The organism is Flavobacterium crocinum (assembly GCF_003122385.1).
Classification (GTDB): domain Bacteria; phylum Bacteroidota; class Bacteroidia; order Flavobacteriales; family Flavobacteriaceae; genus Flavobacterium; species Flavobacterium crocinum.
This window is the reverse complement of record NZ_CP029255.1, coordinates 818,269-841,100: the sequence shown is the minus strand read 5'-3', so window position 1 is coordinate 841,100 and position 22,832 is coordinate 818,269. Positions and strand designations below refer to the sequence as shown.

17 protein-coding genes are annotated in these 22,832 nt (G+C 34.4%); 8 read left to right on the top strand and 9 right to left on the bottom strand.

The features are described from left to right. Positions 1 to 152: 152 nt before the first annotated feature. Together HYN56_RS03980 and HYN56_RS03975 are read right to left on the bottom strand one after the other, a co-directional pair. On the bottom strand, positions 153 to 590 hold the full coding sequence (locus HYN56_RS03980; protein ID WP_109190997.1) for a hypothetical protein: 438 nt from the start codon (positions 588 to 590) through the stop codon (positions 153 to 155). 115 nt (positions 591 to 705) lie between these two features. Continuing rightward, complete coding sequence (locus tag HYN56_RS03975; RefSeq protein WP_109190996.1) at positions 706 to 1,635, bottom strand: bifunctional riboflavin kinase/FAD synthetase; 930 nt, start codon at positions 1,633 to 1,635, stop codon at positions 706 to 708. A gap of 192 nt (positions 1,636 to 1,827) precedes the next feature. Here HYN56_RS03975 and HYN56_RS03970 point away from each other — a divergent pair, with 192 nt between their 5' ends. After that, the gene (locus tag HYN56_RS03970) at positions 1,828 to 4,506 is read left to right on the top strand and encodes a zinc-dependent metalloprotease (protein ID WP_109190995.1); all 2,679 of its coding nucleotides are present in this window, start codon (positions 1,828 to 1,830) and stop codon (positions 4,504 to 4,506) included. A gap of 105 nt (positions 4,507 to 4,611) precedes the next feature. Here HYN56_RS03970 and HYN56_RS03965 read toward each other — a convergent pair whose 3' ends face one another. Next, on the bottom strand, positions 4,612 to 5,295 hold the full coding sequence (locus HYN56_RS03965; protein ID WP_240622654.1) for a ComF family protein: 684 nt from the start codon (positions 5,293 to 5,295) through the stop codon (positions 4,612 to 4,614). A gap of 98 nt (positions 5,296 to 5,393) precedes the next feature. Here HYN56_RS03965 and HYN56_RS03960 point away from each other — a divergent pair, with 98 nt between their 5' ends. The 5 genes from HYN56_RS03960 to HYN56_RS03940 all read left to right on the top strand — a co-directional run bounded on the left by HYN56_RS03960 (position 5,394) and on the right by HYN56_RS03940 (position 11,297). Further along, a complete protein-coding gene (locus HYN56_RS03960; RefSeq protein ID WP_109190993.1) occupies positions 5,394 to 6,935 on the top strand; it encodes a glycine--tRNA ligase in 1,542 nt (513 codons plus the stop codon). 270 nt (positions 6,936 to 7,205) lie between these two features. Continuing rightward, on the top strand, positions 7,206 to 8,024 hold the full coding sequence (locus tag HYN56_RS03955; protein ID WP_109190992.1) for a LytR/AlgR family response regulator transcription factor: 819 nt from the start codon (positions 7,206 to 7,208) through the stop codon (positions 8,022 to 8,024). A 177-nt stretch (positions 8,025 to 8,201) separates the two neighbouring features. Continuing rightward, positions 8,202 to 8,459 (top strand): hypothetical protein, encoded by a 258-nt coding sequence (locus HYN56_RS03950; protein WP_146194567.1) that lies wholly within the window; start codon positions 8,202 to 8,204, stop codon positions 8,457 to 8,459. A 92-nt stretch (positions 8,460 to 8,551) separates the two neighbouring features. After that, positions 8,552 to 10,609 (top strand): tetratricopeptide repeat-containing sensor histidine kinase, encoded by a 2,058-nt coding sequence (locus tag HYN56_RS03945; protein WP_167398271.1) that lies wholly within the window; start codon positions 8,552 to 8,554, stop codon positions 10,607 to 10,609. Then, positions 10,599 to 11,297, top strand: a complete 699-nt coding sequence (locus tag HYN56_RS03940) for a response regulator (RefSeq protein WP_109190989.1) — start codon at positions 10,599 to 10,601, stop codon at positions 11,295 to 11,297. The genes HYN56_RS03945 and HYN56_RS03940 overlap by 11 nt, the downstream gene beginning before the upstream one ends. 122 nt (positions 11,298 to 11,419) lie before the next feature. Here the strand turns inward: HYN56_RS03940 and thiL are convergent, their stop codons facing one another. Beyond that, positions 11,420 to 12,466, bottom strand: coding sequence for a thiamine-phosphate kinase (gene thiL / locus HYN56_RS03935; protein ID WP_109190988.1), 1,047 nt, complete (start codon positions 12,464 to 12,466; stop codon positions 11,420 to 11,422). Positions 12,467 to 12,785: 319 nt separating this feature from the next. Further along, positions 12,786 to 16,841, bottom strand: coding sequence for a T9SS type B sorting domain-containing protein (locus HYN56_RS03930; protein WP_109190987.1), 4,056 nt, complete (start codon positions 16,839 to 16,841; stop codon positions 12,786 to 12,788). Positions 16,842 to 17,157: 316 nt separating this feature from the next. Here HYN56_RS03930 and HYN56_RS03925 point away from each other — a divergent pair, with 316 nt between their 5' ends. Both HYN56_RS03925 and HYN56_RS03920 read left to right on the top strand, forming a co-directional pair. Next, positions 17,158 to 17,637: a DinB family protein gene (locus tag HYN56_RS03925; protein ID WP_109190986.1), complete on the top strand. Its 480-nt coding sequence runs from the start codon at positions 17,158 to 17,160 to the stop codon at positions 17,635 to 17,637. Positions 17,638 to 17,684: 47 nt separating this feature from the next. Further along, a complete protein-coding gene (locus HYN56_RS03920) occupies positions 17,685 to 18,182 on the top strand; it encodes a DinB family protein (protein ID WP_109190985.1) in 498 nt (165 codons plus the stop codon). A gap of 40 nt (positions 18,183 to 18,222) precedes the next feature. Here the strand turns inward: HYN56_RS03920 and HYN56_RS03915 are convergent, their stop codons facing one another. From HYN56_RS03915 to HYN56_RS03900, 4 genes are all read right to left on the bottom strand, one after another. Then, a complete protein-coding gene (locus tag HYN56_RS03915) occupies positions 18,223 to 19,182 on the bottom strand; it encodes a helix-turn-helix transcriptional regulator (protein WP_109190984.1) in 960 nt (319 codons plus the stop codon). Between the two features lie 146 nt (positions 19,183 to 19,328). Continuing rightward, positions 19,329 to 19,946, bottom strand: a complete 618-nt coding sequence (locus tag HYN56_RS03910) for an outer membrane beta-barrel protein (RefSeq protein ID WP_109190983.1) — start codon at positions 19,944 to 19,946, stop codon at positions 19,329 to 19,331. A 225-nt stretch (positions 19,947 to 20,171) separates the two neighbouring features. Further along, positions 20,172 to 21,968, bottom strand: coding sequence for a translation elongation factor 4 (gene lepA, locus HYN56_RS03905; RefSeq protein WP_109190982.1), 1,797 nt, complete (start codon positions 21,966 to 21,968; stop codon positions 20,172 to 20,174). Positions 21,969 to 22,130: 162 nt separating this feature from the next. Then, positions 22,131 to 22,832 carry an NUDIX hydrolase gene (locus tag HYN56_RS03900; protein ID WP_109190981.1) on the bottom strand — a complete coding sequence of 234 codons (702 nt, stop codon included), beginning with the start codon at positions 22,830 to 22,832 and terminating at the stop codon, positions 22,131 to 22,133.

Below are 22,832 nucleotides of genomic sequence, written 5' to 3'. Positions count from 1 at the left end.
ATTAAAAGTAAGTAAATTATGATACCGCACGCCGTGAGCTTTCAGAAATGGATATTTGTATGTTTTTTTCAAAAAAGAAACACTCAATAATCATAAAATTTCTTAATTCTATGATTATTGAGTGTTCAAAAAGTTGTTTTTATTCTGATTACTTAATCAGCTGCATATTTGTTATTCCAATAAAGCATCATCATTAAGGTTACGATTACAGACGAAGCAATTCCTTCAAATAATAAACAAATGCAATACGTTGGTACGGAAGGATTTCCTCCAAACATAAATGTTTCAGATAAAGTTCTCACATAAGCATCTCCGCCTCGGGCGTAACTGTAGACTAATAATCCAAATACGCTTAATGATACTCCGACAACCGAAGTGGCCATTGCAGAAACAGCGTTTGATACAAAATTGGTTTCTCCTTCATGAAGGTTCATTTGCATTGTCCTGTTAACACCGTAAAATATAAAAAATACATTAAGTGTTCTTAAGTAAAACAAATCTGCTAAACCCAAAACATTCATTAGTAAAAAGTAAATGCCTATTCCGAGAAAAATCAAAAAACCGTTGGTAATTTCTTTAGGTAGTTTCATAGTGGTTACTTTTAAAGAAGTTAATAGTAAATATTTGAAAAACAGTGTTCTATCAAATTTACTAAAAAAATAACTACGATGATTTAAAAATAGCAAAAACTATTGGTTTCGATTTTTAAAGAAGATTTACAAAGGCCAAAGCTTCGATCTGATCCTGATGAAGTTGTGCTTTTAAGGCATCTACCGAGCCAAATTTTTGCTCTTCACGAATATAATGCAATAAAGAAACTTTGATGTTTTGGTCATAAATATCCTGATCAAAGTCAAAAAGATGAACTTCGATTGTCTGTCTGTCACCATTAACAGTTGGATTAAAACCAATATTCATCATTCCAAAGACAGTTTCACTCTTTACAACAGCTTTTACGACATAAACACCAATTTTCGGAATTAGTTTATAATCTTCCTCAATATGAATGTTTGCAGTTGGAAATCCGATTGTTCTGCCTAGTTGTTTTCCTTTTACGACAGTTCCGTTCAGGAAATAATCATATCCTAAATATTCATTTGCCAATGCCATATTGCCTTCGTTTAAAGCTTTTCTGATTTTGGTTGAACTTACAGAAACATCCTGAATCTCTTTGGCAGAAATTTGCTCTACTTCAAATCCGTACGCCGCACCAAAAGCAATTAAATCATCAATATTGGCAGTTCGGTTTCGCCCAAAACGATGATCATGTCCAATAATGATTTTTTGGATTTGAAATTTATCCACCAGAATAGTGTGCACAAATTCTTCGGCAGTCAATCTTGAAAAGCTTTCGTTGAACGGATGAACAACCAAATTTTCAATGCCTGTTGCTTCAAGAAGTTCTGTTTTTTCGCTAATAGTATTGAGTAATTTTATTTCTGATTTTTCCTGAAGTACCATTCTTGGATGCGGAAAAAAGGTAAGAACCAGACTTTCGTATTTCCCGTTTTCAGTATTTTGTGTAATGCGTTCCAGAATTTTTTTGTGACCAATATGCACGCCGTCAAAGGTACCAAGAGTTAGTATTGTTTTCTTGGTTGACTGAAAATCGTTTATAGAATGAAAGAGCTTCAAAACAAATTATTTAAGATGCTGCAAATTTATACTATTCTGTCTTAAATTTAATAGTGAGAAATTGAATTATTAATCAAGTTTAGTTTCTTTTTGTGAAAATAAAGCCGACTCGTCGATCAAATTACATTAATTGTCTTATATATTGCACAATCTAAATTAATTGGAGTAATTTTGATATAATAATTTAGAGGTATGAGAAAACAATTACTTTATATATTTTTTATTTTCTGTTCTATAGCGACAAACGCTCAAAATGATATTTTGTGGCAGAAAGTAACTTCATCATCATCGCTTTCGCAAAAGTCAAATATTTCAGATTCGGGTAAATTGTATTTTAAATTAAATGCAAATTTACTTACCGCCAAATTGGCTTCGACGACCAGTAAAATGGCATCTGCTACCGAAACAGAAATCACGATTCCGAATGTCAATGGAGAGTTAGAGCGTTTTGTGGTTTGGGAATCTTCTAATTTTGATCCGGAATTGCAGGCTAAATATCCCGAAATTAGAGCTTATAAAGGAAGGGGAATTAATGATAAAAATGCTAAAATTCATTTTAGTGTTGCACCAACAGGAATGCAAACCATGGTTTTTCGTGGAGATAAACCCACAGAATATATTGAGCAAAATCCGGATAATAAATCAGAATATGTTGTATTTAAATCAGAAGATAATGCGGCTTCAAAATCACGTTTAGAATGTAAAACTATTAATTCAATTTCTGAAAGTAAAACATCAACTACCGCAAAAACGGCTTCGAGTGCCAAACAATTTAAAACGCTTCGTTTGGCTTTATCCTGTACAGGAGAATATGCAGTTTATTTTGGCGGAACAAAAGCCGGAGCATTGACTGGTATGAATGCAACTTTAACCCGTGTTAATGGAATTTTTGAGAGAGACCTTGCTGTAAGATTAGTTTTAATTGCAAATAATGATGCAGTTATCTATACCGATGCTTCTACAGATCCTTATTCTATTGCCGCTGATGGTGCAAAAGAAGGCGGAACATGGGGGCAGGAAGTTCAGACTACTTTAACCAATGTGATTGGAAATACAAATTACGATATTGGACATTTGTTCGGTGCATCAGGCGGAGGCGGTAACGCGCATTGTATAGGTTGCGTCTGTGTAGATCCAACCTCTTCACAACCCTATGGAAAAGGAAGTGCATTTACTTCGCCATCAAATAGAAGACCGGAAGGAGATACTTTTGATATTGATTTTGTTGCTCACGAAATGGGACATCAATTGGGTGGTTCTCATACTTTCTCATATGTATTAGAAGGACTTGGAACAAGCTATGAGCCAGGAAGCGGATCTACGATTATGGCTTATGCCGGCGTAACAGATTATGATGTTCAGAATAACTCTGATGATTACTTTTCTTATGCCAGTATCAATCAGATTCAGAATAATTTGGCAACAAAAACTTGTCCGGTCTCTACACCAATAACTAATAATCCGCCAATTATAGATGCAGGTGCTGATTATACAATTCCAATAAGTACACCTTTTATATTAAAGGGAACAGGGTCTGATCCTGAAGGAAGGACTTTAAGTTACACCTGGGAACAATATGATAATGCCACTAGTACTTCCGGAACAAATAGTATAGCATATGCAACAAAACCTAACGGACCAATGTTTAGATCTCTGGCTCCTACAAATTCTCCGGTTCGTTATATGCCTGCTTTCAGTTCTGTATTAAGTAATGCTTTGACAACAAAATGGGAATCGGTTTCTTCCATCGCAAAAACAATGAATTTTACTTTAACAGCAAGAGACAATGCTCCCGACGGAACTGCTCAGACAAATACAGATGCGATGGTGGTTACTGTTAGTGCTGCCGCGGGACCTTTTGCAATAATTTCACAAAATAGCGGAGATGTTGCATGGGACAAAGGATCGGTACAAACTATAAGCTGGAGTGTAAATAATACCAATAATCTTCCGGGTTCATCCAATGTTAATATAAAATTATCCTTAGACGGAGGAGCTACATTTCCGGTTACTTTAGCATCCAACACCCTAAATGACGGATCTGAAACAATATTGGTTCCATCAGATATTGAGGCTTCTACTGATTGCAGACTTTTAATAGAACCTGTTAATAATATTTATTATGCAGTAAATAGTACTTCGTTTGCTATAGGATATTCTGTTGCAACAACTTGTTCAACTTATAATTTTGAAGGAGGTTATTCAACAGGTAACGGTTCAACATTTATTAATAAAACGATTACTGTTCCGGCTTCTGCAACAGGAACAGTTTCAGATGTAAATGTTACGGTAAATGTTACGCATGCACGATTTTCGGATCTGGAGATGCAGATTGTAAGTCCAAGCGGAACAGTTGTAAGTTTATTTAACAAAAGCTGCGGTACTACCAATTCAACTTTAGCACTGCAGTTTGATGACAGCGGAACGAATTTAAACTGCGGTACTACAACAAGTCAGATTGTTATTCCGGCAAGTTCCTTAACCGCATTTAATAACGAAAATCCTCAGGGAATCTGGACTTTTGGAGTTCGCGATAATGTTGCGGGAGGATTAGGAACAATTAACTCGGCTTCGGTTACTATTTGCAATAAAATATATACACTGGGAACTTCTGAATTTGACAACATTGATTTTGCATTATTTCCAAATCCAAACAGAGGAAATTTTACGATTCAGTTTAGCAGAGATTCCGTTAAAGAAGTAAAAGTTTATGTTCACGATATTTTAGGAAAATATGTCTACAGTAAAACTTTTCAGGGATCAGGATATTTTATTCAGGATATTCAGTTACCAAATGTACCGTCAGGACTTTATCTGGTTACTGTTACCGATGGTGATAGAAGAGTCATAAAGAAAATTTTGGTGAACTAGAATGTATTAAATCCCAAATTTTTAAATAACAAATTCCAAATTCCAAATTGAAATAAGCGATGTTCAATTTTGGAATTTGGAATTTAAAAGATTGGAATTTTATTATCAAGAGTGCGCCATCGCTATACAAACGATGCTGATTTTTGTTCCGGGAATTTTCAGTAGAGCTCTGGAACAGGCTTCGAGTGTTGCTCCTGTGGTCAGTACATCATCAACCAGTAAAAAATGTTTGTTTTGATTTTCTTCTGTCAAAACTGAATCAAAAATGTTATCGATATTTTCGGATCGGCCTAAGAGGTTTTTCTTGGATTGTGTTTTGGAATATACTTTTCGGAACAAAATAGTTTCATTAAAAGGAATTTGAAAACCTGACGCTATTGCTTTTCCAAAAGTTGTCACCTGGTTATAGCCTCTTTCTTTAAATTTCTTTTTATGAAGCGGAACCGGAATTACAATATCAAAAGGAATTTCGAATTGAAGTTCTTTTAAATCTTCAGCATACCAGTTTCCTAAAACAGTTCCTATTTCCTGATGGCCTTTATATTTTAGGTTGTGAATGAGTTCCTGAACCATTCCTTTTTTATTAAAATATAAAAAAGCCGATGCAAATTGAATATCTATTTTTCCGTAAAACTTTTTTATAGCCTCATTTTTGGAATCCAAATGATATTGAGTAAGAGGCATTTCGTGACGACAGGAAGTGCAAAATACAGTTTCATTTTGAAGCAAAAGAGCCCGGCAGCCGTCACAGACTTTTGGGAAAAACAAATTTATTAGATAATTAATCACAAAAAGAAAGATTTTATTTACGAAAATAACAAAATCAATGCTTCAATCTTTATTATTTTTCTTTTTTTTAAAGGTACTTTTTATATTTTTGCATCACTATGGCAAAACAAGAAGATATATTTAAGAATGTGGTTTCGCACGCAAAAGAGTACGGATTTATTTTTCCGTCAAGCGAAGTTTACGACGGTTTAAGTGCAGTATATGATTATGCGCAAAACGGAGTTGAGTTAAAAAAGAATATCCGTGAATATTGGTGGAAATCAATGGTTCAGATGAATGAAAATATCGTCGGCCTTGACGCTGCAATATTGATGCATCCAACAACCTGGAAAGCTTCAGGCCACGTTGATGCATTCAATGATCCGTTAATTGATAATAAAGATTCTAAAAAGAGATATAGAGCTGACGTTTTGGTTGAAGACTATGCTGAAAAAATTCACCAAAAAGCACAAAAAGAAATTGACAAAGCAAAAGCTCGTTTTGGTGATGCATTCAACGAACAAGAGTTTATTACAACTAATGCTCGTGTAATTGAATATTTGGCTAAAGAAAAAGAAATCAGAGAGCGTTTAGGACGTTCTTTAGGAAATGGAGATCTTGAAGATGTAAAAGCTTTAATTGAAGAGCTTGAAATCGCTGATCCTGAAACCGGTTCTAAAAACTGGACAGATGTTAAGCAATTCAACTTAATGTTTGGAACTAAATTGGGTGCTTCTGCAGAAAATGCAATGGATCTTTATTTACGTCCGGAAACAGCACAGGGTATTTTCGTAAACTTCTTAAATGTTCAGAAATCAGGTCGTATGAAAGTTCCTTTTGGAATTGCTCAAACGGGTAAAGCTTTCAGAAATGAAATCGTTGCAAGACAATTCATTTTCCGTATGCGTGAATTCGAACAAATGGAAATGCAATTTTTTGTACGTCCGGGAGAAGAAATGAAATGGTACGAGCACTGGAAAGAAACACGCCTAAAATGGCATTTATCTTTAGGTTTAGGTAAAGAAAATTACCGTTACCATGATCACGAAAAATTAGCACACTACGCTAACGCCGCTGCAGATATCGAATTTAATTTCCCATTCGGATTTAAAGAATTGGAAGGAATTCACTCTCGTACAGATTTCGATTTAAAAGCGCACGAAGAATACTCAGGAAGAAAACTACAGTATTTTGATCCTGAACTAAGCGAAAACTATGTTCCTTACGTAGTAGAAACTTCTGTAGGTTTGGATCGTATGTTCCTGGCCGTTTTTGCTACTTCATTAAAGGAAGAAACATTAGAAGATGGTTCAACAAGAACAGTTTTACAGTTACCGGCAGTTTTAGCACCAACTAAAGCAGCAGTTTTACCATTAGTTAAAAAAGATGGTTTACCGGAAGTTTCAAGAAAAATCATCGAAGATTTGAAATGGGACTTCAATGTTGCTTATGATGAAAAAGATGCTGTAGGACGTCGTTACAGAAGACAAGATGCTTTAGGAACGCCTTTCTGTATTACAGTAGATCACCAGACACTGGAAGACGAAACAGTAACGATTCGTCATAGAGACACAATGAAACAAGACCGTGTAAAAATTACTGAATTAAGAGGTATTATCGAAAATGAAGTTTCGATGAAAAACTGGTTAATGAAAATGTAATCTTTACAAACTATAGTAAAGATCCCAAATTCCGTAAAGGAGTTTGGGATTTTTGATTTTTAAAAAGAGGTAGTTTATCGATGTTTTTTGCATTTCATCTTTATGTATCAACATTTTGGTGTAATGTGTTAACAATGAAATGTTTAAAAATCTAAAATCCGTATTTTTAAATGCGAAAAAATGCTAAAACCAAAAAATTTTCGCTAAGGATCAAATTAAATTGTTTTTTTGATTGAGATTGTGAAGTGAGGAAAACAACAAAACCAAAATTTGAAAAAGTATTCGTATATTATTATCGATGATGATGCTGAAAGTATTTTGAAGACCAAAACAACCGCTGCAGGTTTTTCAGAATTATCTTTTACGGCTTCGGCATCAAATTTTCACGAAGGTTTAAATTTGGTTTTAGAACATAAACCGGCTCTGGTTTTTTTGGAAATAGATCCTAAAAACAAGGCAAGTGAATTGTCTTTGTCTTTTATTAGCGAACTGCATCGTTTCTTTCAGGAAATCCCAAAAATTATAATTACTACAAATAAAAAAGACAAAGCTTTTGATGCAATTCAATATGGCGTCTTTGATTACATTTTAAAACCTGTTGCGCATGTCGATCTTCTAAAATCGGTTTTAAGGCTTAAAAAAGCCAATTTAGACAGCAAAACACCACAATTTACAGAAGAGCCGACTTCTATAGTAATTGATAACGTAAACAACGTAACGATTCCTCAGAATATCGAAAAACCCTTAATGATTTGTATAAAATCGTATGGAGATTATCGGTATTTAGATGCAGCCGATATTTGTTATTTTCAGGCTGATAATAATTCGACCGATATTTATTTAAATACCGGCGAAATGATTACGGCATTTAAAACGTTAAAGCATTTTGAGAGCGTTTTGACTTATCCTTTTATTAGAATCCACAACAGTTATGTAATCAATCGTAATTATATTGCGAGAATTCATAGCGGAAACTCAATCTGTTACATCAAAAATTCTTCTAAGAAAATTCCTTTCTCTAAAACCTATAAAGCAAACGTTGATTCTATAATTGCTGATTTTGCTGCAGGAAATTACTTAGAAATCTAAAAACCAGACGTTTACACGAATTTGCTATCCATTGACTATCAATTGGGTATGATCTACCACAAACTCAAATTTTTGTATAAATTTTTCTCGACCCTCGTATTAGTTTTACACCATGATTCGCAACAAACAACGGGTCATTCTCCAAAAAAAGTAAACAAACATTTAAAACCTCAGGTCATGAAAAAAACAGCTTTGACAATCGGATTATTTTCTTTAGTAATGGTGGCAACTTCTTTTGCAAACCCAGAAGTTTCAAGTAATAAATCAGCTTCTTTATTAACTATTGATCCGCCGATTATGAACGGTCAGGGCTCTACAGGAGGAACAAAAAAGCGTGATTTTATGATGGAAAAATCGGAATTGGTAAGCCAAAATAATCAATCAAACTTTGCAAGTATCAACCAGTCAGTTGGTGGAAATAAAAAAATGGATTAATTCCAATATAAAGATCAAAAAAAGCTGTCAAATTTCTGACAGCTTTTTTTTTGCATATAGTTTTAGTATTTTTGGTAAAATTCAGAACTATATTGAGAAAATATTACCAAATAGTAGTTTGTTTATTTTTGATTTTTCTTAATTGTACGAAGAAAAATCAATTAGATAAAAGTGTAAATTCTTCTAATGATAGTCTCCCTGTTTATTTATCATTAGCAAACGATGATAATTTGAGTTATGCCACTAGACAGAGGTATACTCAGCAAGCGTTTTCTATTGTTAATGAGCAGGAAAACGACTCACTTCAAATCGTTAATTTATTTAAGATAGCTAACCGTTATTACAATATGAATGATTTTAAATCATATCGTAAAATATCGGAAATGGTTTTAGATAAATCCTTAATAAGAAATGATGCTGCAAGTACAGCCAGGGCTTATACTTACCTTGGTGATTACTACAGTTCGCAAATGATTTCAGATAGCGCTTACAGAAATTATTATAAAGCTCAGAAAAAATTCGTTCAGATTAATGATCAGCTTAATTTGGCTAAAACATTATTAAGCAAAGCTAGTTTACAATATAATGAAGCGGATTTTTTTGAAAGTGAGATGTCCGTGTTTAAAGCTTTGGAAATATTTAAGCACGAAAAAAATGTAAATGACCAACTTTATGAATGTTACAATCTTCTTGGAATTCTTTATAATGAAAGAGAAGAATATAGCAAAGCTTTAGAATATCAAAACAAGGCATTAAATACATTAGATGATAATTCCATTCCTTTGGAGTTACAACTTAAAGCAACTTCCTTAAATAATATTGGATTCGTTTATATGCGTATGAATAATTATAAACGGGCAATTTTTTATTTTCAAAAAGGATTGGAAGAGAAAAATCTTTTTAAAGAAAAGACAATATTGTATGCAATGTTACTTGATAATCTGGCCTACTCTAAGTTTAAATCGGGAATTATGGATGGACTTCCGGGCGATTTTTACAGGTCATTGAAAATAAGAGACAGTTTAGGATTAAAAACAGCAACGATATCCAATCAAATACATTTATCTCAATATTATGCATTGAAAAAAGATACTGCCAAGGCGATACAATTTTCAAAACAAGCTTTGTTAACTTCCCGTTCTTCGGACAAATTGAATAATACTTTGATCGCCTTAAAACAGATAGGTATTGTTGATCCTAAGAATGCATCAATATATTCTAAAGAATACATACGGCTTAATGATAAAATGCTGAAAGCAGAACGAAACATGGGCGAAAAGTTTTCCAGAATTGAATATGAAACAAACGAAATAAAGGATCAAAATTCCAGTTTGCAGGAAAAGAACAAGACTTTGGTTTATGTTTTTAGTATTTGTACATTGCTCGGATTGTTTTTTTATGTTTATAAAACTCAACAGGCTAAAAATCGCGAATTACTTTTTAAACAACAACAGCAGATTGCAAATGAAGATATTTACAATTTAATGATTTCTCAGCAAAATGAAATTGAGCTGACACGAATTAAAGAAAAGAAAAAAGTAGCACAGGAATTACATGACGGTGTTTTGGGTCGTATGTTTGGGATAAGGATCAGTTTAGACAGTTTGGATAAGGTTGATGAAGCGGAAGCTGCCTCTAAAAGAAAAAAATATTTGGCAGAACTTAAAAATATTGAACAGGATATACGTGAAATTTCTCACGATTTGAATAGGGAAAAGTCAGAATTAATTAATAATTTTGTTGCGATTCTTAATAAACTATTTGAAAATCAGATAATTACTTATAGTTCTAAATTAATTACCTCTTTAGATCCCGATGTTAAATGGGAATTAATTAGTAATATTGTTAAAATCAATCTGTATCGTATCGTTCAGGAAGGACTTCAAAATTGTAATAAGTATGCCAAGGCTGATATTATTAAAGTAGAGTTCAGGAAAGAAAATGATGATTTGGTGTTAACGATTGAAGATGACGGAATCGGATTTAATACCAATAAAACTAAAAATGGAATTGGTCTGCACAATATTGAGTACAGGGCCACAGAATGTAAGGGAACAGTTACTATAAAATCTGCCAAAGGAGAAGGAACAATCCTTATTGTAAAAATACCAATGGACCCAAATAATAACCTGCAGCATAATGACATTTGATTTAACATCATCAGTTCCACAATTAGTTAAAAAGAATATTTTAATAGTAGATGATCATCCATTTATTATTGAAGGATATAAAAATGCCATAACTCGTTATAATCCAAAACAATATGAGTTTTTGATTTCCCAGGCGCATGATTGTAAATCAGGCTATGATATAATTGAAAACGCCAACACAACAGTATTTGATATCGCTTTTTTAGATATCAGTATGCCGCCTTATGAAGAAAAAGAGATTTTTTCAGGAGAAGACCTGGCAAAGTTATTATCAAAGAAAATGCCTTCCTGCAAGATTATTCTTTTGACCATGTACACGGAATTGCTGAAAATTAAAACTATAATCAGAAGTATTCAGCCTAACGGATTAATCATTAAAAATGATCTTACATTTGATGAATTGCTTTTGGCTTTTGATAATGTGATGAAAAGTGAAAAATATTACAGTCAGTCTGTAGTAAAAATGCTGAATCAGACTACTCATAACGCTATAGAAATTGATCAATATGACAAACAAATATTAATTAATCTGGCGAAAGGCGTATCTGTTACTGAGATGCTTATCAATATTCCTATTTCTTTGAATGCAATTGACAAAAGAAAAAAACACCTGAAAGAATTATTGAAAATCAAAAGTGGTTCTGATGATGATCTGGTTAGGGAAGCAAAGAGTAAAGGGCTTTTTTAAAAAGAAATTCCAATTAGAAAATTCCAAATTCCAATAACAAGGAAATTCCAAAAAACAAAATCCAAATTCCAATAGTTATAAGCATTGGAATTTGGATTTTTTTTATTGGAATTTTTAAAAATTTATTCGGTAAGAGCGTCCCATCCACGTGCTTTTAAAGCAATTTTGGTGTTGGCGCGGGTTACAAGATGAATTCCTTCGTTTTCTTCTGTCATGTGACCAATAACAGAGAAATTCGGGTTTCCTTTTATTTTGTCAAAATCGTTGATGTCAATTGTAAATAAAAGTTCGTAATCTTCACCACCGTTAATAGCGACTGTTGTACTGTCAATATTAAATTCTTCGCAGGTAGAAATAAACTGCGGATCTAAAGGCAATTTATCTTCATATAGATTACAACCCACTTTTGATTGTTTACAGATGTGAATTATTTCAGAAGATAATCCGTCCGAAATGTCGATCATTGCAGTAGGTTTAATATTTAAAGCATGAAGCAAAGTTCTAACATCTTTTCTTGCTTCTGGTTTTAGCTGACGTTCTACTAAATAGGTATAAGGATCTAAATCCGGCTGATTGTTTGGATTAACCTGAAAAACTTGTTTCTCACGTTCTAAAACCTGTAATCCCATATAGGCAGCACCAATGTCTCCTGTTACCACTAATAAATCAGTTTGTTTTGCTCCATTTCTGTAAACCAATTCATTTTCGTCAGCTTCTCCAATAGCAGTAATACTAATAATCAGACCTTTTTGAGATGAGGTCGTATCACCGCCAATTACATCTACTTTATATTCTTTTGCTGCATGTGTGATTCCGGCAAATAATTCTTCAAGAGCTTCTAATGGAAAACGATTTGAAACTGCTACAGAAACTGTAATTTGTGTTGGTTTTGCATTCATCGCGCAGATATCAGAAACGTTTACGACAACAGCTTTGTATCCTAAATGTTTTAACGGCATATAAGCCAAATCAAAATGAACTCCTTCTATCAATAAATCTGTAGAAACAACTACTTTTTTGTCTTTAAAATCAAGAACAGCGGCATCATCGCCTATACTTTTTAAAGTAGATTCCTGAGTAACATCAAAGTTTTTGGTCAAATGTTCAATTAAACCGAATTCTCCTAATTGAGCTATACTGGTACGTTGTTGATTTTTATCTTCAATCATTTTTTCTGAGTTCCAAAGTTTGTAAGCTGCAAAGGTACAAAGGTTTTTTTGAAAGATGCTAAGATTCTAAGATGCTAAGGTTCTAAGTTTTTTTTCTAGCAGGTTTATTCTGTAGAGACGCACTGCAGTGCGTCTACGCAAAGTGTTTCCAGACAGATTCAATTATAATTTCCAAAAAACGTTCTTGTGGTACTGCGTGAAGGATGGAAGCAAGTTACCGAAGTAACGCGGACAGCCTGACAGCATGCCGACAAGAGGGCGAATAAGCGCAATCTAAGTTTGCCCTCTTGTCGGGATGGTGACACGCCAAAAGAATGGATTATCGTTTCAAACTAAAATGTGCTTTGAATTCTTGAACCACACCATTTTGGATATAAGTAACCTGAAACCAATAATCAGAAGAAGGAAGCGGACTGCCATTGAAATTTCCATCCCAGCCGACGCCAGAAGGTTTAATCATTTTGATAAATTTACCATAACGGTCGAAAATTGTAATAACCGCATCTGGCTGATCTGCAAGATCGGGAATGTTCCAGGTATCATGGTAACCATCATTGTTTGGAGTGAAAAACTTAGGATATTTAAGCACTTTGGCAAATAAAATAAGATTGTCGCAATTTGCTTTAATGTCCCTTACTGTGATAGCGTGTTCTCCTGAATCAACATCTTTAAATACATTGTTGACTTGAAAATCGCCGTCATCCAGCTGGTATTCATAGTTTCCAAAACCATTAATTAGGCTCACGATAATATCGATATTCTCTTCAAATTCATCCGACACTGTTACGGTTGCAATAGCCGGACTCGATTTTTCTACGGTTACAGTCGCCGGATTGTACCCGCAGTCGTTACCAACATCTGGTACATTTTTTACGGGAACAACAGTATAAACACCTTCCTGAGTTGCAGTATATGTTGGTCCTGTACTTATTTTGTTGTTGTTAAAATACCACTCAACCGTATAATCCGGTGAATTAATTCCTGAATTCAATACAACAGGATTTAATACTGCTCCAGTTTGATAATCCACGCAGATGATTCCGTTTTGTAAGGAGAAATTTTTTAAAGGATAAATAGTAATGTAAAAATCATCCTGAGCAAAACAAGTAGAATTTGTGGCTGAGGCGGCGTAGATATATAATCTTTGGCTGGTATTTATTTTTTGACCAGCAGCAAATAAAGTTCCGGTTGCATTTGGACCACTGTAATAATTTCCGATAGCTAAAGGAGGTAAAGTGTAGCTTTCGCAAATAGCAACATCAGGTGTGTTACTTAAAACGGGAGTCTGAGAAATAGTAACCGAAAAACTCTTTTCGCTAACACAGGTCAGACGTGTGCCTGAAACGGCATAAACATAAACGGTCTGCGAGGTTTTTAATACAGTTCCTGCCGGAATAATGGAGTCTTTTCCACCTGGTTGTGCATAATAATTTCCCAATGTTAGTGGAGGTAAAGTATAACTGTCGCAAACATTTATGTTACTGAAATTGCCAACATCTATTCCGAGGTAATTTACTTTAAAGAAAGTTTCATTACTACAGGAAGTAAAATCAGCCCATTCGTTGTAAATATAAATAGTCTGCGTGGTGTTGATGGCAGTTCCTTCTGCTAACTGGGTTCCCAAGCCATGCGGACCTCCAGTAGCTGTGTAGTATTTTCCGTTTTTAAGTTTTGGAAGCTGAAACGCTGTACATGTTACTACATCAGTAAAACTGTCAACGAGTGGAAGAGGTTTTATTTGAACAGTAAAACTATGTTCATTTGTACATTCAGGACCAACTGAATACACATAAATAGTTTGTGTTGTGGTTATAATGTCACCTGCTTTTAGTCGTGTTCCGCCACCATTGGGTCTTGTAAAATAGTTGCCGTTTACCAATGGAGGTAAAACATAGCGAGCACATTCCAGTCTATTCGCCGGAGTATCTACAGGAGGAAGTGGTTTTATAGTAATTACATATTTAAGATTTTCGGTACAATTGGGAGAAGTTGTAGTTGCTGTATAATAGTACACCGTTTGTGAATTGGTAATAACAGTTCCGACCGGAATGCTTTTACCCTGACCTCCCGGACTTTCATAATAACCGCCAATGGCAACTGAAGGTAATGTGAAACTGCCGCATCTTGAAATTGGAACAAAAATGGGAGAATTTACAATATCAATTTTAAATGAATGCTCGTTGGTGCATCTTCCGTCATTTGCAAAAACAAATACCGTCTGACTGGAAGTTATTTTGTCTCCCGCTTTCAAAGCTTTGCCTAAACCGCCTGATAAAGTAAAATAATTTCCGTTTGTTAAAGCTGGAAGTGTATACGAATCGCAAGTCACAACATTGTCAGGTTTATCTATTTCGGGCAGAGGATAAACTGTAAAAGGTACTGGAATGTCACGACACACAGATCCGTTAATTATAGCATAATAATAAATAGTCTGACTTGTTGTAAACACAGTTCCTTCCGGAATAGAATCTCCACGCCCTCCTGGCTGAGTGAAAAAACCGCCTGCAGGTACTCTTGGAACGACAAATTGGCCACAGGCTTCTTTTTTAAAACCAATTTCATAAATCAGCGTGACATTAAAACTGCTTTCGTTGCTACAGCTGTTTGTTGTAGGACCCTGATAGATATAATAAGTGCCACCTTTGGTGACAACATATCCGGGATTAAGTTTAGTTCCCGTTCCGTTTACTGATGTATTATATTCCCCATTTGTAATTGGCGGCAGAATATAGCTTTCGCACGCAATTACATTCGGAATTGTATCCACAGCAGGAAGTGGATTAACAATTACATTGAAATTTATTGTTGTATAACAAATTGGATTGGAAATATTTTCAATACGTGCCAAAATAGTTTTAGGTGATTGTGACAAAGATGTCGCAAAAACTTTAGGATCTGCAATGTTGTTTCTGGCGTTGTTAGCCTCTGTTTCGCTGTTGTAATATCTGATTCTGTATTCATTAGGATTTAATCCATTTAAGATAATGGCTTCCTGAACAGTTAAATCAGCGGTTGCATTTTTAAAAATGTTAGCACAAACATTGATGTCTGGAGGTTTTACAACATTGATAGGATTCGTTACTAATAAACTGAATGAAATTAGATTGTTACAAAAGAAAGTTTTATCATTAACAGGTACCACTTTTATATAAATAGTTTGATTGCCGGAACTGATATAAGATTTTAACTGATTTTCAGGGATAATTGGTTCGTTGACATTAGCGGAAGCTAAAGAATCAAAATAATAAATCGAATATTTAGCGGGATCAATGCCTAATTCAGTTAAGTTGTTTTGGGTTAAATCATATTGATAAGTACTGGTTGTATTGTAACAGGCAGTTAAGTTTTTGGGGTTTTTAATAATTAAATCATTAATTACAACTTCATCTTTAACTACACAACCGGAAAATGTTGCTGTTACTCCATAAGTTCCGGCTTTATCGACTGTCAAAGAATTGCTGGTTTCATTTGGAATTACTGCTCCGTTTAGTGTCCAGACATAACTGAAATTCCCCACTAAATCAGACTTTAGTGTGATTTTTTCGCCTTGACAAATGATTCTGTCGGGACCTAAATCCATAGTAGTCATAAAGCTGCCTCCTTTTATAAAAACTGCCGAATCGTAATTACTGTCGTTATAATCGCCAATAGCCAATTTTATGCGATAAGTTCTGTTTGGAATTACAGTTGAAGAAGCTGTTAAAACTTTGGTCTCACCTCTCATATTGATAGCCGACTCAGCAGGATTCGCAACATTATAACGATCAAATAAAGTAGCATTGGCAGATAAACAGGACGAATTATACTGCTGGTCCCTAATATTCTTGACCGATACAGGAGTCGTTGTTCCCGGAACTACGGCAAGATTGGTAGAAATTCCCGTTGTTAAATCAGTCAGTATAAAAGCAAAAACATCGCTAAAGCCGCATTGAAATTCACCGTATTCATTCGAGGCAAACAGAAAATCAAAACTAAAATTGCTTGATAAAGGCGTAAAATCAAACTGAAGAAAACTGACATCTGTAACAGGTACAATTTGTCCGTTGCTATCACTGATTTGCTGTAAATCGCTATCGGTAGCATTATTCAGTTTGCTGCTTTCATTGATACCAGTATAAGATCCTTCAGTATATTTGGCCATTCCGTTTCGTATAATGATACCGCTGGAAATAGGAAAGTTTGGATTAGTACTTGTGAATTTACCGATTCCCTGACGCGAGGAGAATTTAAAATTACTTTCGTTTGAACAGCCATTCTGCATTAATTCTGTTCGTACCAGTTCAGGAATACCCAAGCTCGTAGTATCGACTATGATTCCTTGTGATGAAGATATAGCCGAACAAAATAATAAAAGTAGAAGTAGAGCCGCTCTCATAATTCATATTTTTATTAGTAGGGTTATTTAAAGTTACGAAATTATTTATCTTTAAAATTATGATTATCAGTATTTTGTGATTTTTCAACCCTATTTAAACAAAAATGAAAGAGAATTTTAATTGTGTTAAATTATTAGTGAACCGCTTGTAAATAAAGAGCCTAAGTTGTTTAAATAGGAAAGAGAAGCGTTAGTTTTTGTTACGATTAAAGAATGAATTCTAAAATATTCTAAAAATTATTTTTTCCTACTGACAAACTGTTGTCACAGGCCCATTCTACTTTTGAAGTATTAAAAATATTTAAACTTTAAAACCATGAAAACATTAGCTGCACAAGTAATTACACAAGAAGATTTATTGAAACACTGGCAAGGTCATCGTGCTCTTACACGTCGATTAATTGAAATTTTTCCGGAGAAAGATTTCTTCGAATTTTCAATAGGAGGAATGCGTCCTTTTGCAAAATTAGTTGATGAACTTTTGGCTATTGCAGTTCCAGGACTTAGAGGAATTGTAACGAAACAAACTGAAGCATTCTCCGAAGGAGGAGAAAAATTGATTTTTAAAGCACAATACCTTGAAAAATGGGATGAAGCGACAGAAGAAATCAATACATACTGGGAACAATTGTCTATTGAAGATTTCAGCGAAACTTTTAATCTTTTTGGACAGTATGAATTTCCAATTATTCAGAACATTTTGTACTTTATTGATAACGAAGTGCACCACAGAGGACAGGCTTATGTTTATTTAAGAGCTTTGAATATCGAACCGCCGTTTTTCTGGGAAAGATAATTGATAATTTTTTGCTAACTTAATATCACGAATCTAAAATTAAGAATATGAGTTTAAAGAAGATAATGTCCAATTATGCCGATTATAATTTATGGGTAAATCAGCAATTTGTAAACTGGCTTTCGCCGAAGTCAGATGAATTGCTGTATGCAGAAGTACCTTCGAGCTTTTCAACTATAATGAAAACACTCGACCATATTTGGTCTACAGAAGAATATTGGTTTTCTGTAATTTCCCAAAAAGATGTTTCTCAAAAGAAGGAGGAAAACGAATTATCGAAAGAAGAGATTTTTGAAGGATTGCTCAACTCATCTGCAAAATTGAAACATTTCATCAACTCATTGTCTGAAGAAGATTTAAGTACAGAAATTAAAATCGTAAATCCGTGGTTTGAATGCGAATTGCCAATTGCAGATTATCTGATTCAGGTAATTAATCACGGCACATATCACCGCGGACAGATTGTAACCATAGGAAGAAATATCGGAATTACGGATGCTTCCAATACAGATTACAATTTTTACAATGTGATAAAACAGCAATAAATGAAAAAACTCCTGAAGATAATGCTCTCAGGAGTTTTTTTTATGATAACCTTTCTTTGTTAATTTCTAATAATTTTAAGACGTTCGTTTTTAATATTTCAGGTTCCAGAATTTCGGCATAATCTCCAAACATCAAAAACCATCTTGGAAACGCATTATTGATGTCTCTGGACATAAAAGTCATTTCGATTTTGTCATCTACTTCTTTTTGTGAAATAAAACCGTGATATTTTCTCTCGCTCGCTAAATATCTTGCTATTTTACGGTCAATTAAAAGTCGGACTTTTGTTGTTGGGCAGGTTTCTGCTTTAGTTAAATAGGTTTCCAGGTCATCGTGTTCAATTGTAAAATTAACATCGGTTTTTTTGATTCCCTGAATTCGGTCGGTTCTAAACTGTCGGTAATCTTTTCGAAGATGACAATATCCCAGAAAATACCAGTTGTTATTGTCATGAAAAACCCCAATTGGTTCCAGGTTACGCTGAGTGGTTTCGTCTTTCTCAAAAGTTTTATAGGTCAAAAGAATCTGTTTTTTCTCAGCAATGCCTTCAAAAAGAACAGCCAGAGTATTAGGCGAATTATCATTAAACATCGGTTCTGCAGTTTGCATGACAATTCTGGATTCGATATTGGAAAGATAATCTTTATCGGTACTTCTTAAAACCGATTTTAGTTTATACATGGCCGATGCATAATGTGTTCCCAAAGTAGGATCGGTAAACTTTTGCATCAATTTTTCTGCCGCAATAAAGCTGCTCACTTCTTCTCGCGTAAACATAACAGGAGGCAATCTGTAACCGTCCATTAAAGCATAACCAACTCCGGCTTCACTGTAAATAGGAACTCCCGAAGCTTCGAGTGTTCTGATATCCCTGTAAATAGTTCTTAAACTGCAATCAAAACGATCGGCCAATTCCTGCGCTTTTACAATCTTTTTAGATTGTAACTGAATCAAAATAGCAATAATCCGGTCAAATCGTTTAGGAGTTTCGTCGAGCATTTTGTTAAGATTCTAAGGTTCTGAGTTGCTGAGAAGCTAAGTTTTTTTAGCTGTGAAGATTCAAAGATACAAATGAAAAAATGAAAGAAAATAAAAAAAGCTGTCCCAAATTGAGACAGCTTTACTGTATGATTTATCAGAAAGATTTAAAATCTATACAAAACTCCAAATTGCGGCTGATTAAAGATATTTTCAAATAAGTTAATGTTTAATTGAAAAGTATCCGAAGATGGTCCGTTTTCCGGCGAAACACTGTTGTAAGCGAGAACATTTGCCAGTACAAAAGTTACCGCAATGTTTTTGGTTACAAAATAGTTTAATCCAACATTGATATCAGCAGTTAAGCTGTTATCGGTATCGCTACCAACAAGAGGAGTTTCGGTTTTGTTTCTTCCGTAACCTAAGCCAAGTTCCGCATAAGTTTTAAAACGTTTTTTATCCAGTTCTAAGAAATAGTAACGTGCAAAAGCGCCAACTCCAAATACATTTGTTTTTACCTGAGTTGTTTCTACTTTATTACTGGAGTAATTCAATTTGGCTCCAACTGCAAATTTATCATTTAGCAAATAGCCAAATTTTGGACTAAATCCATAATAATCGGCTGTGCCACCAGTACTAATTTTAATAGAACCTTCAAGAAACATATCTCCTTGTTGAAAAGTCACACCTTTTGCGGAATTCATTTCTGCGTCAACTTCGTCTTGTTGAGCATTTGCAATGCAGAAAGTGAATAGTGCTAAAATAACAGAAAATTTGGTTTTCATAGTTTATAATGTTAAAGTTGTAAGATTAAAATTATGTTTTCTCTGTTAAAAAAGTCTTGGTTTTGATTTAATGAGTTAAAAATCAATTTATTGAGTTAATATTCTTGTGTATTTGTAGGTTTTGACGTTGTAATTTTTTAGTGTTAAACAATAAAAAACCCGATAACTTCGTTATCGGGTTCCTCTATATTCTATGTTCTTTTCTCTATTTTCTAAAAGAAAATCTTAGTCATTCAATTTCAAAACAGCCATAAATGCTTCTTGCGGAATCTCAACATTTCCTACCTGACGCATACGTTTTTTACCTTTTTTCTGCTTTTCAAGAAGTTTACGCTTACGCGAAATATCTCCACCGTAACATTTTGCGGTAACGTCTTTACGAAGTGCTTTAATCGTTTCACGAGCAATAATTTTAGCTCCAATGGCAGCCTGAATCGGAATGTCAAATTGTTGTCTTGGAATTAACTCGCGTAATTTCTCGGTCATTTTTTTACCGATGTTATAAGCGTTGTCTTCGTGAATCAATGCAGAAAGTGCATCAACTGTTTGAGCATTTAAAAGAACGTCAAGCTTAACTAGTTTAGAAGTTCTCATTCCAATAGGAGAGTAATCGAAAGAAGCGTAACCTTTAGAAACAGTTTTTAAACGATCGTAGAAATCGAATACAATTTCCGCCAATGGCATATCGAAGTTTAATTCAACACGCTCAGTTGTTAGGTATGTTTGGTTGGTAATTAAACCACGTTTTTCAATACATAAACTCATTACGTTTCCAACGAAATCTGCTTTTGTAATGATAGTAGCTTTTATAAAAGGTTCTTCAACTCTGTCTAGTTTTGAAGGTTCCGGTAAATCTGATGGATTGTTTACAACTAATGGAGTTTCTGGATGTTTTTTAGTGTAAGCCAAATAAGAAACGTTAGGAACTGTAGTAATTACAGTCATATCGAACTCGCGTTCTAAACGTTCCTGGATAATTTCCATGTGAAGCATTCCTAAGAATCCGCATCGGAAACCAAATCCTAATGCAGCAGAACTTTCAGGAGCGAAAACTAATGAAGCATCGTTTAATTGTAGTTTCTCCATTGAAGAACGTAAATCTTCGTAGTCTTCGGTATCAACAGGATAAATTCCGGCAAATACCATTGGTTTTACGTCCTCAAAACCAGTAATCATATTAGTTGTCGGAACTTTTGCATCTGTAATGGTATCTCCAACTTTTACTTCGCGAGCCTCTTTAATTCCGGAAATCAAATAACCAACATCTCCTGCTGAAACTACATTTTTAGGAACCTGATTTAGTTTTAAAGTTCCAATTTCGTCAGCGAAATATTCATTATCTGTAGCCATGAATTTAATTTTCTGACCTTTTTTGATTTCACCGTTTACAACTCTAAAGATTACCTCAATTCCACGGAACGGATTGTAAACTGAGTCGAAAATCAAAGCTTGTAATGGCTCTTCAGGATTTCCTTTTGGGGCAGGAATTTTTTCGATAATGGCTGCTAAGATATTCTCAACACCAAAACCGGTTTTTCCAGAAGCATGAATAATATCCTCTAATTTACAACCTAATAAATCGATAATATCATCACTAACTTCTTCCGGGTTTGCACTTGGCAAATCGACTTTATTCAAAACCGGAATGATTTCTAAGTCGTTTTCAAGTGCTAAGTATAAGTTTGAAATCGTTTGTGCCTGAATACTTTGTGCCGCATCCACAATCAATAAAGCCCCTTCGCAGGCAGCGATAGATCTGGAAACTTCATACGAAAAATCTACGTGGCCGGGAGTATCAATTAGGTTTAAGATATATTCCTCGCCTTTGTATTTGTATTCCATCTGAATGGCATGACTCTTAATAGTAATTCCACGTTCACGCTCCAAGTCCATGTTGTCAAGCAATTGTGCTTTTTCTTCACGAGCTGTAACGGTTTGTGTTGCGCCTAGTAATCTGTCCGCCAATGTACTTTTACCGTGATCAATGTGTGCAATAATGCAAAAGTTACGTATCTTCTTCATTTTAATATATCGGTTCTCTAATCGATTTAAGTCTTTTTTTTGGAATAATTCACACCAAAACAATTGCTTTAAAGCGTGTTATTAAGGCGCAAAGATAGCGCAAAGTTTTGGATTCTGGAATGCTGATCTCAGATAGTTGAAAGATGTGAATTAAAATTGGCTCTAATATTCAAAATTAAACCCTTTTTCAGTTAATTTTTTGTACATCTCGTCATCAAATTTGTAAAGTTTGGCTGCTCTGTGCGAAACGTCTTTTTGTTTTTCATCCAATGCAGTCAAAAGTTTCATGTGCAGAATTTTTCGCCTAAAGTTGGATTTATCCAATTCAATTCCCAGAATTTCTTCATACAAATGCATCAGTTGTAGTAAAGTAAATTTTTCAGGCAGTAAATTAAATCCAATTGGAGCCTGACGTACTCTGTTTCTAAGCTGTAATAAACTGAAATTTAGAATCTCATTATGATCAAAAATCAGATCCGGAATTTCGTTTATTTTATACCATTTTGCCTCTATGACTCTTAAGCTGGCTTTAATGTTATAATCTTCCCGATTGACTAAAGTGTAATAACCAATCGTAACGACACGTCTTTCCGGAACACGTTTCGGGTTTGTAAAGGCTTTTAATTGCTCCAGATAAATGTCTTCAAGTCCTGTGAGCTCTTGTAAAATACGCTGTGCGGCATCATCGGCACTTTCGTCCAATTGAAGCCATCCGCCAAGAAGTCCCCATTTTCCTTTACTTTCTCCTTGAGCGTGCTGAACCAGGAGAACTTCGAGACTCTCTTTGTTAAAACCAAAGAAAACACAGTCAATTGTGATTCCTTCAACAGCGGGTTTGTGGTCGTTAGTAATTATTTCTGTCAA

Bases quoted from the DNA above. Each gene is read 5' to 3' on its own strand.
- HYN56_RS03925 (WP_109190986.1), top strand. From the start codon at position 17,158: ATGAAAACATTAGCTGCACAAGTAATTACACAAGAAGATTTATTGAAA.
- HYN56_RS03930 (WP_109190987.1), bottom strand. From the start codon at position 16,841: ATGAGAGCGGCTCTACTTCTACTTTTATTATTTTGTTCGGCTATATCT.
- HYN56_RS03970 (WP_109190995.1), top strand. From the start codon at position 1,828: ATGAGAAAACAATTACTTTATATATTTTTTATTTTCTGTTCTATAGCG.
- thiL (WP_109190988.1), bottom strand. From the start codon at position 12,466: ATGATTGAAGATAAAAATCAACAACGTACCAGTATAGCTCAATTAGGA.
- HYN56_RS03980 (WP_109190997.1), bottom strand. From the start codon at position 590: ATGAAACTACCTAAAGAAATTACCAACGGTTTTTTGATTTTTCTCGGA.
- lepA (WP_109190982.1), bottom strand. From the start codon at position 21,968: ATGAAGAAGATACGTAACTTTTGCATTATTGCACACATTGATCACGGT.
- HYN56_RS03920 (WP_109190985.1), top strand. From the start codon at position 17,685: ATGAGTTTAAAGAAGATAATGTCCAATTATGCCGATTATAATTTATGG.
- HYN56_RS03950 (WP_146194567.1), top strand. From the start codon at position 8,202: ATGAAAAAAACAGCTTTGACAATCGGATTATTTTCTTTAGTAATGGTG.
- HYN56_RS03915 (WP_109190984.1), bottom strand. From the start codon at position 19,182: ATGCTCGACGAAACTCCTAAACGATTTGACCGGATTATTGCTATTTTG.
- HYN56_RS03940 (WP_109190989.1), top strand. From the start codon at position 10,599: ATGACATTTGATTTAACATCATCAGTTCCACAATTAGTTAAAAAGAAT.
- HYN56_RS03960 (WP_109190993.1), top strand. From the start codon at position 5,394: ATGGCAAAACAAGAAGATATATTTAAGAATGTGGTTTCGCACGCAAAA.
- HYN56_RS03910 (WP_109190983.1), bottom strand. From the start codon at position 19,946: ATGAAAACCAAATTTTCTGTTATTTTAGCACTATTCACTTTCTGCATT.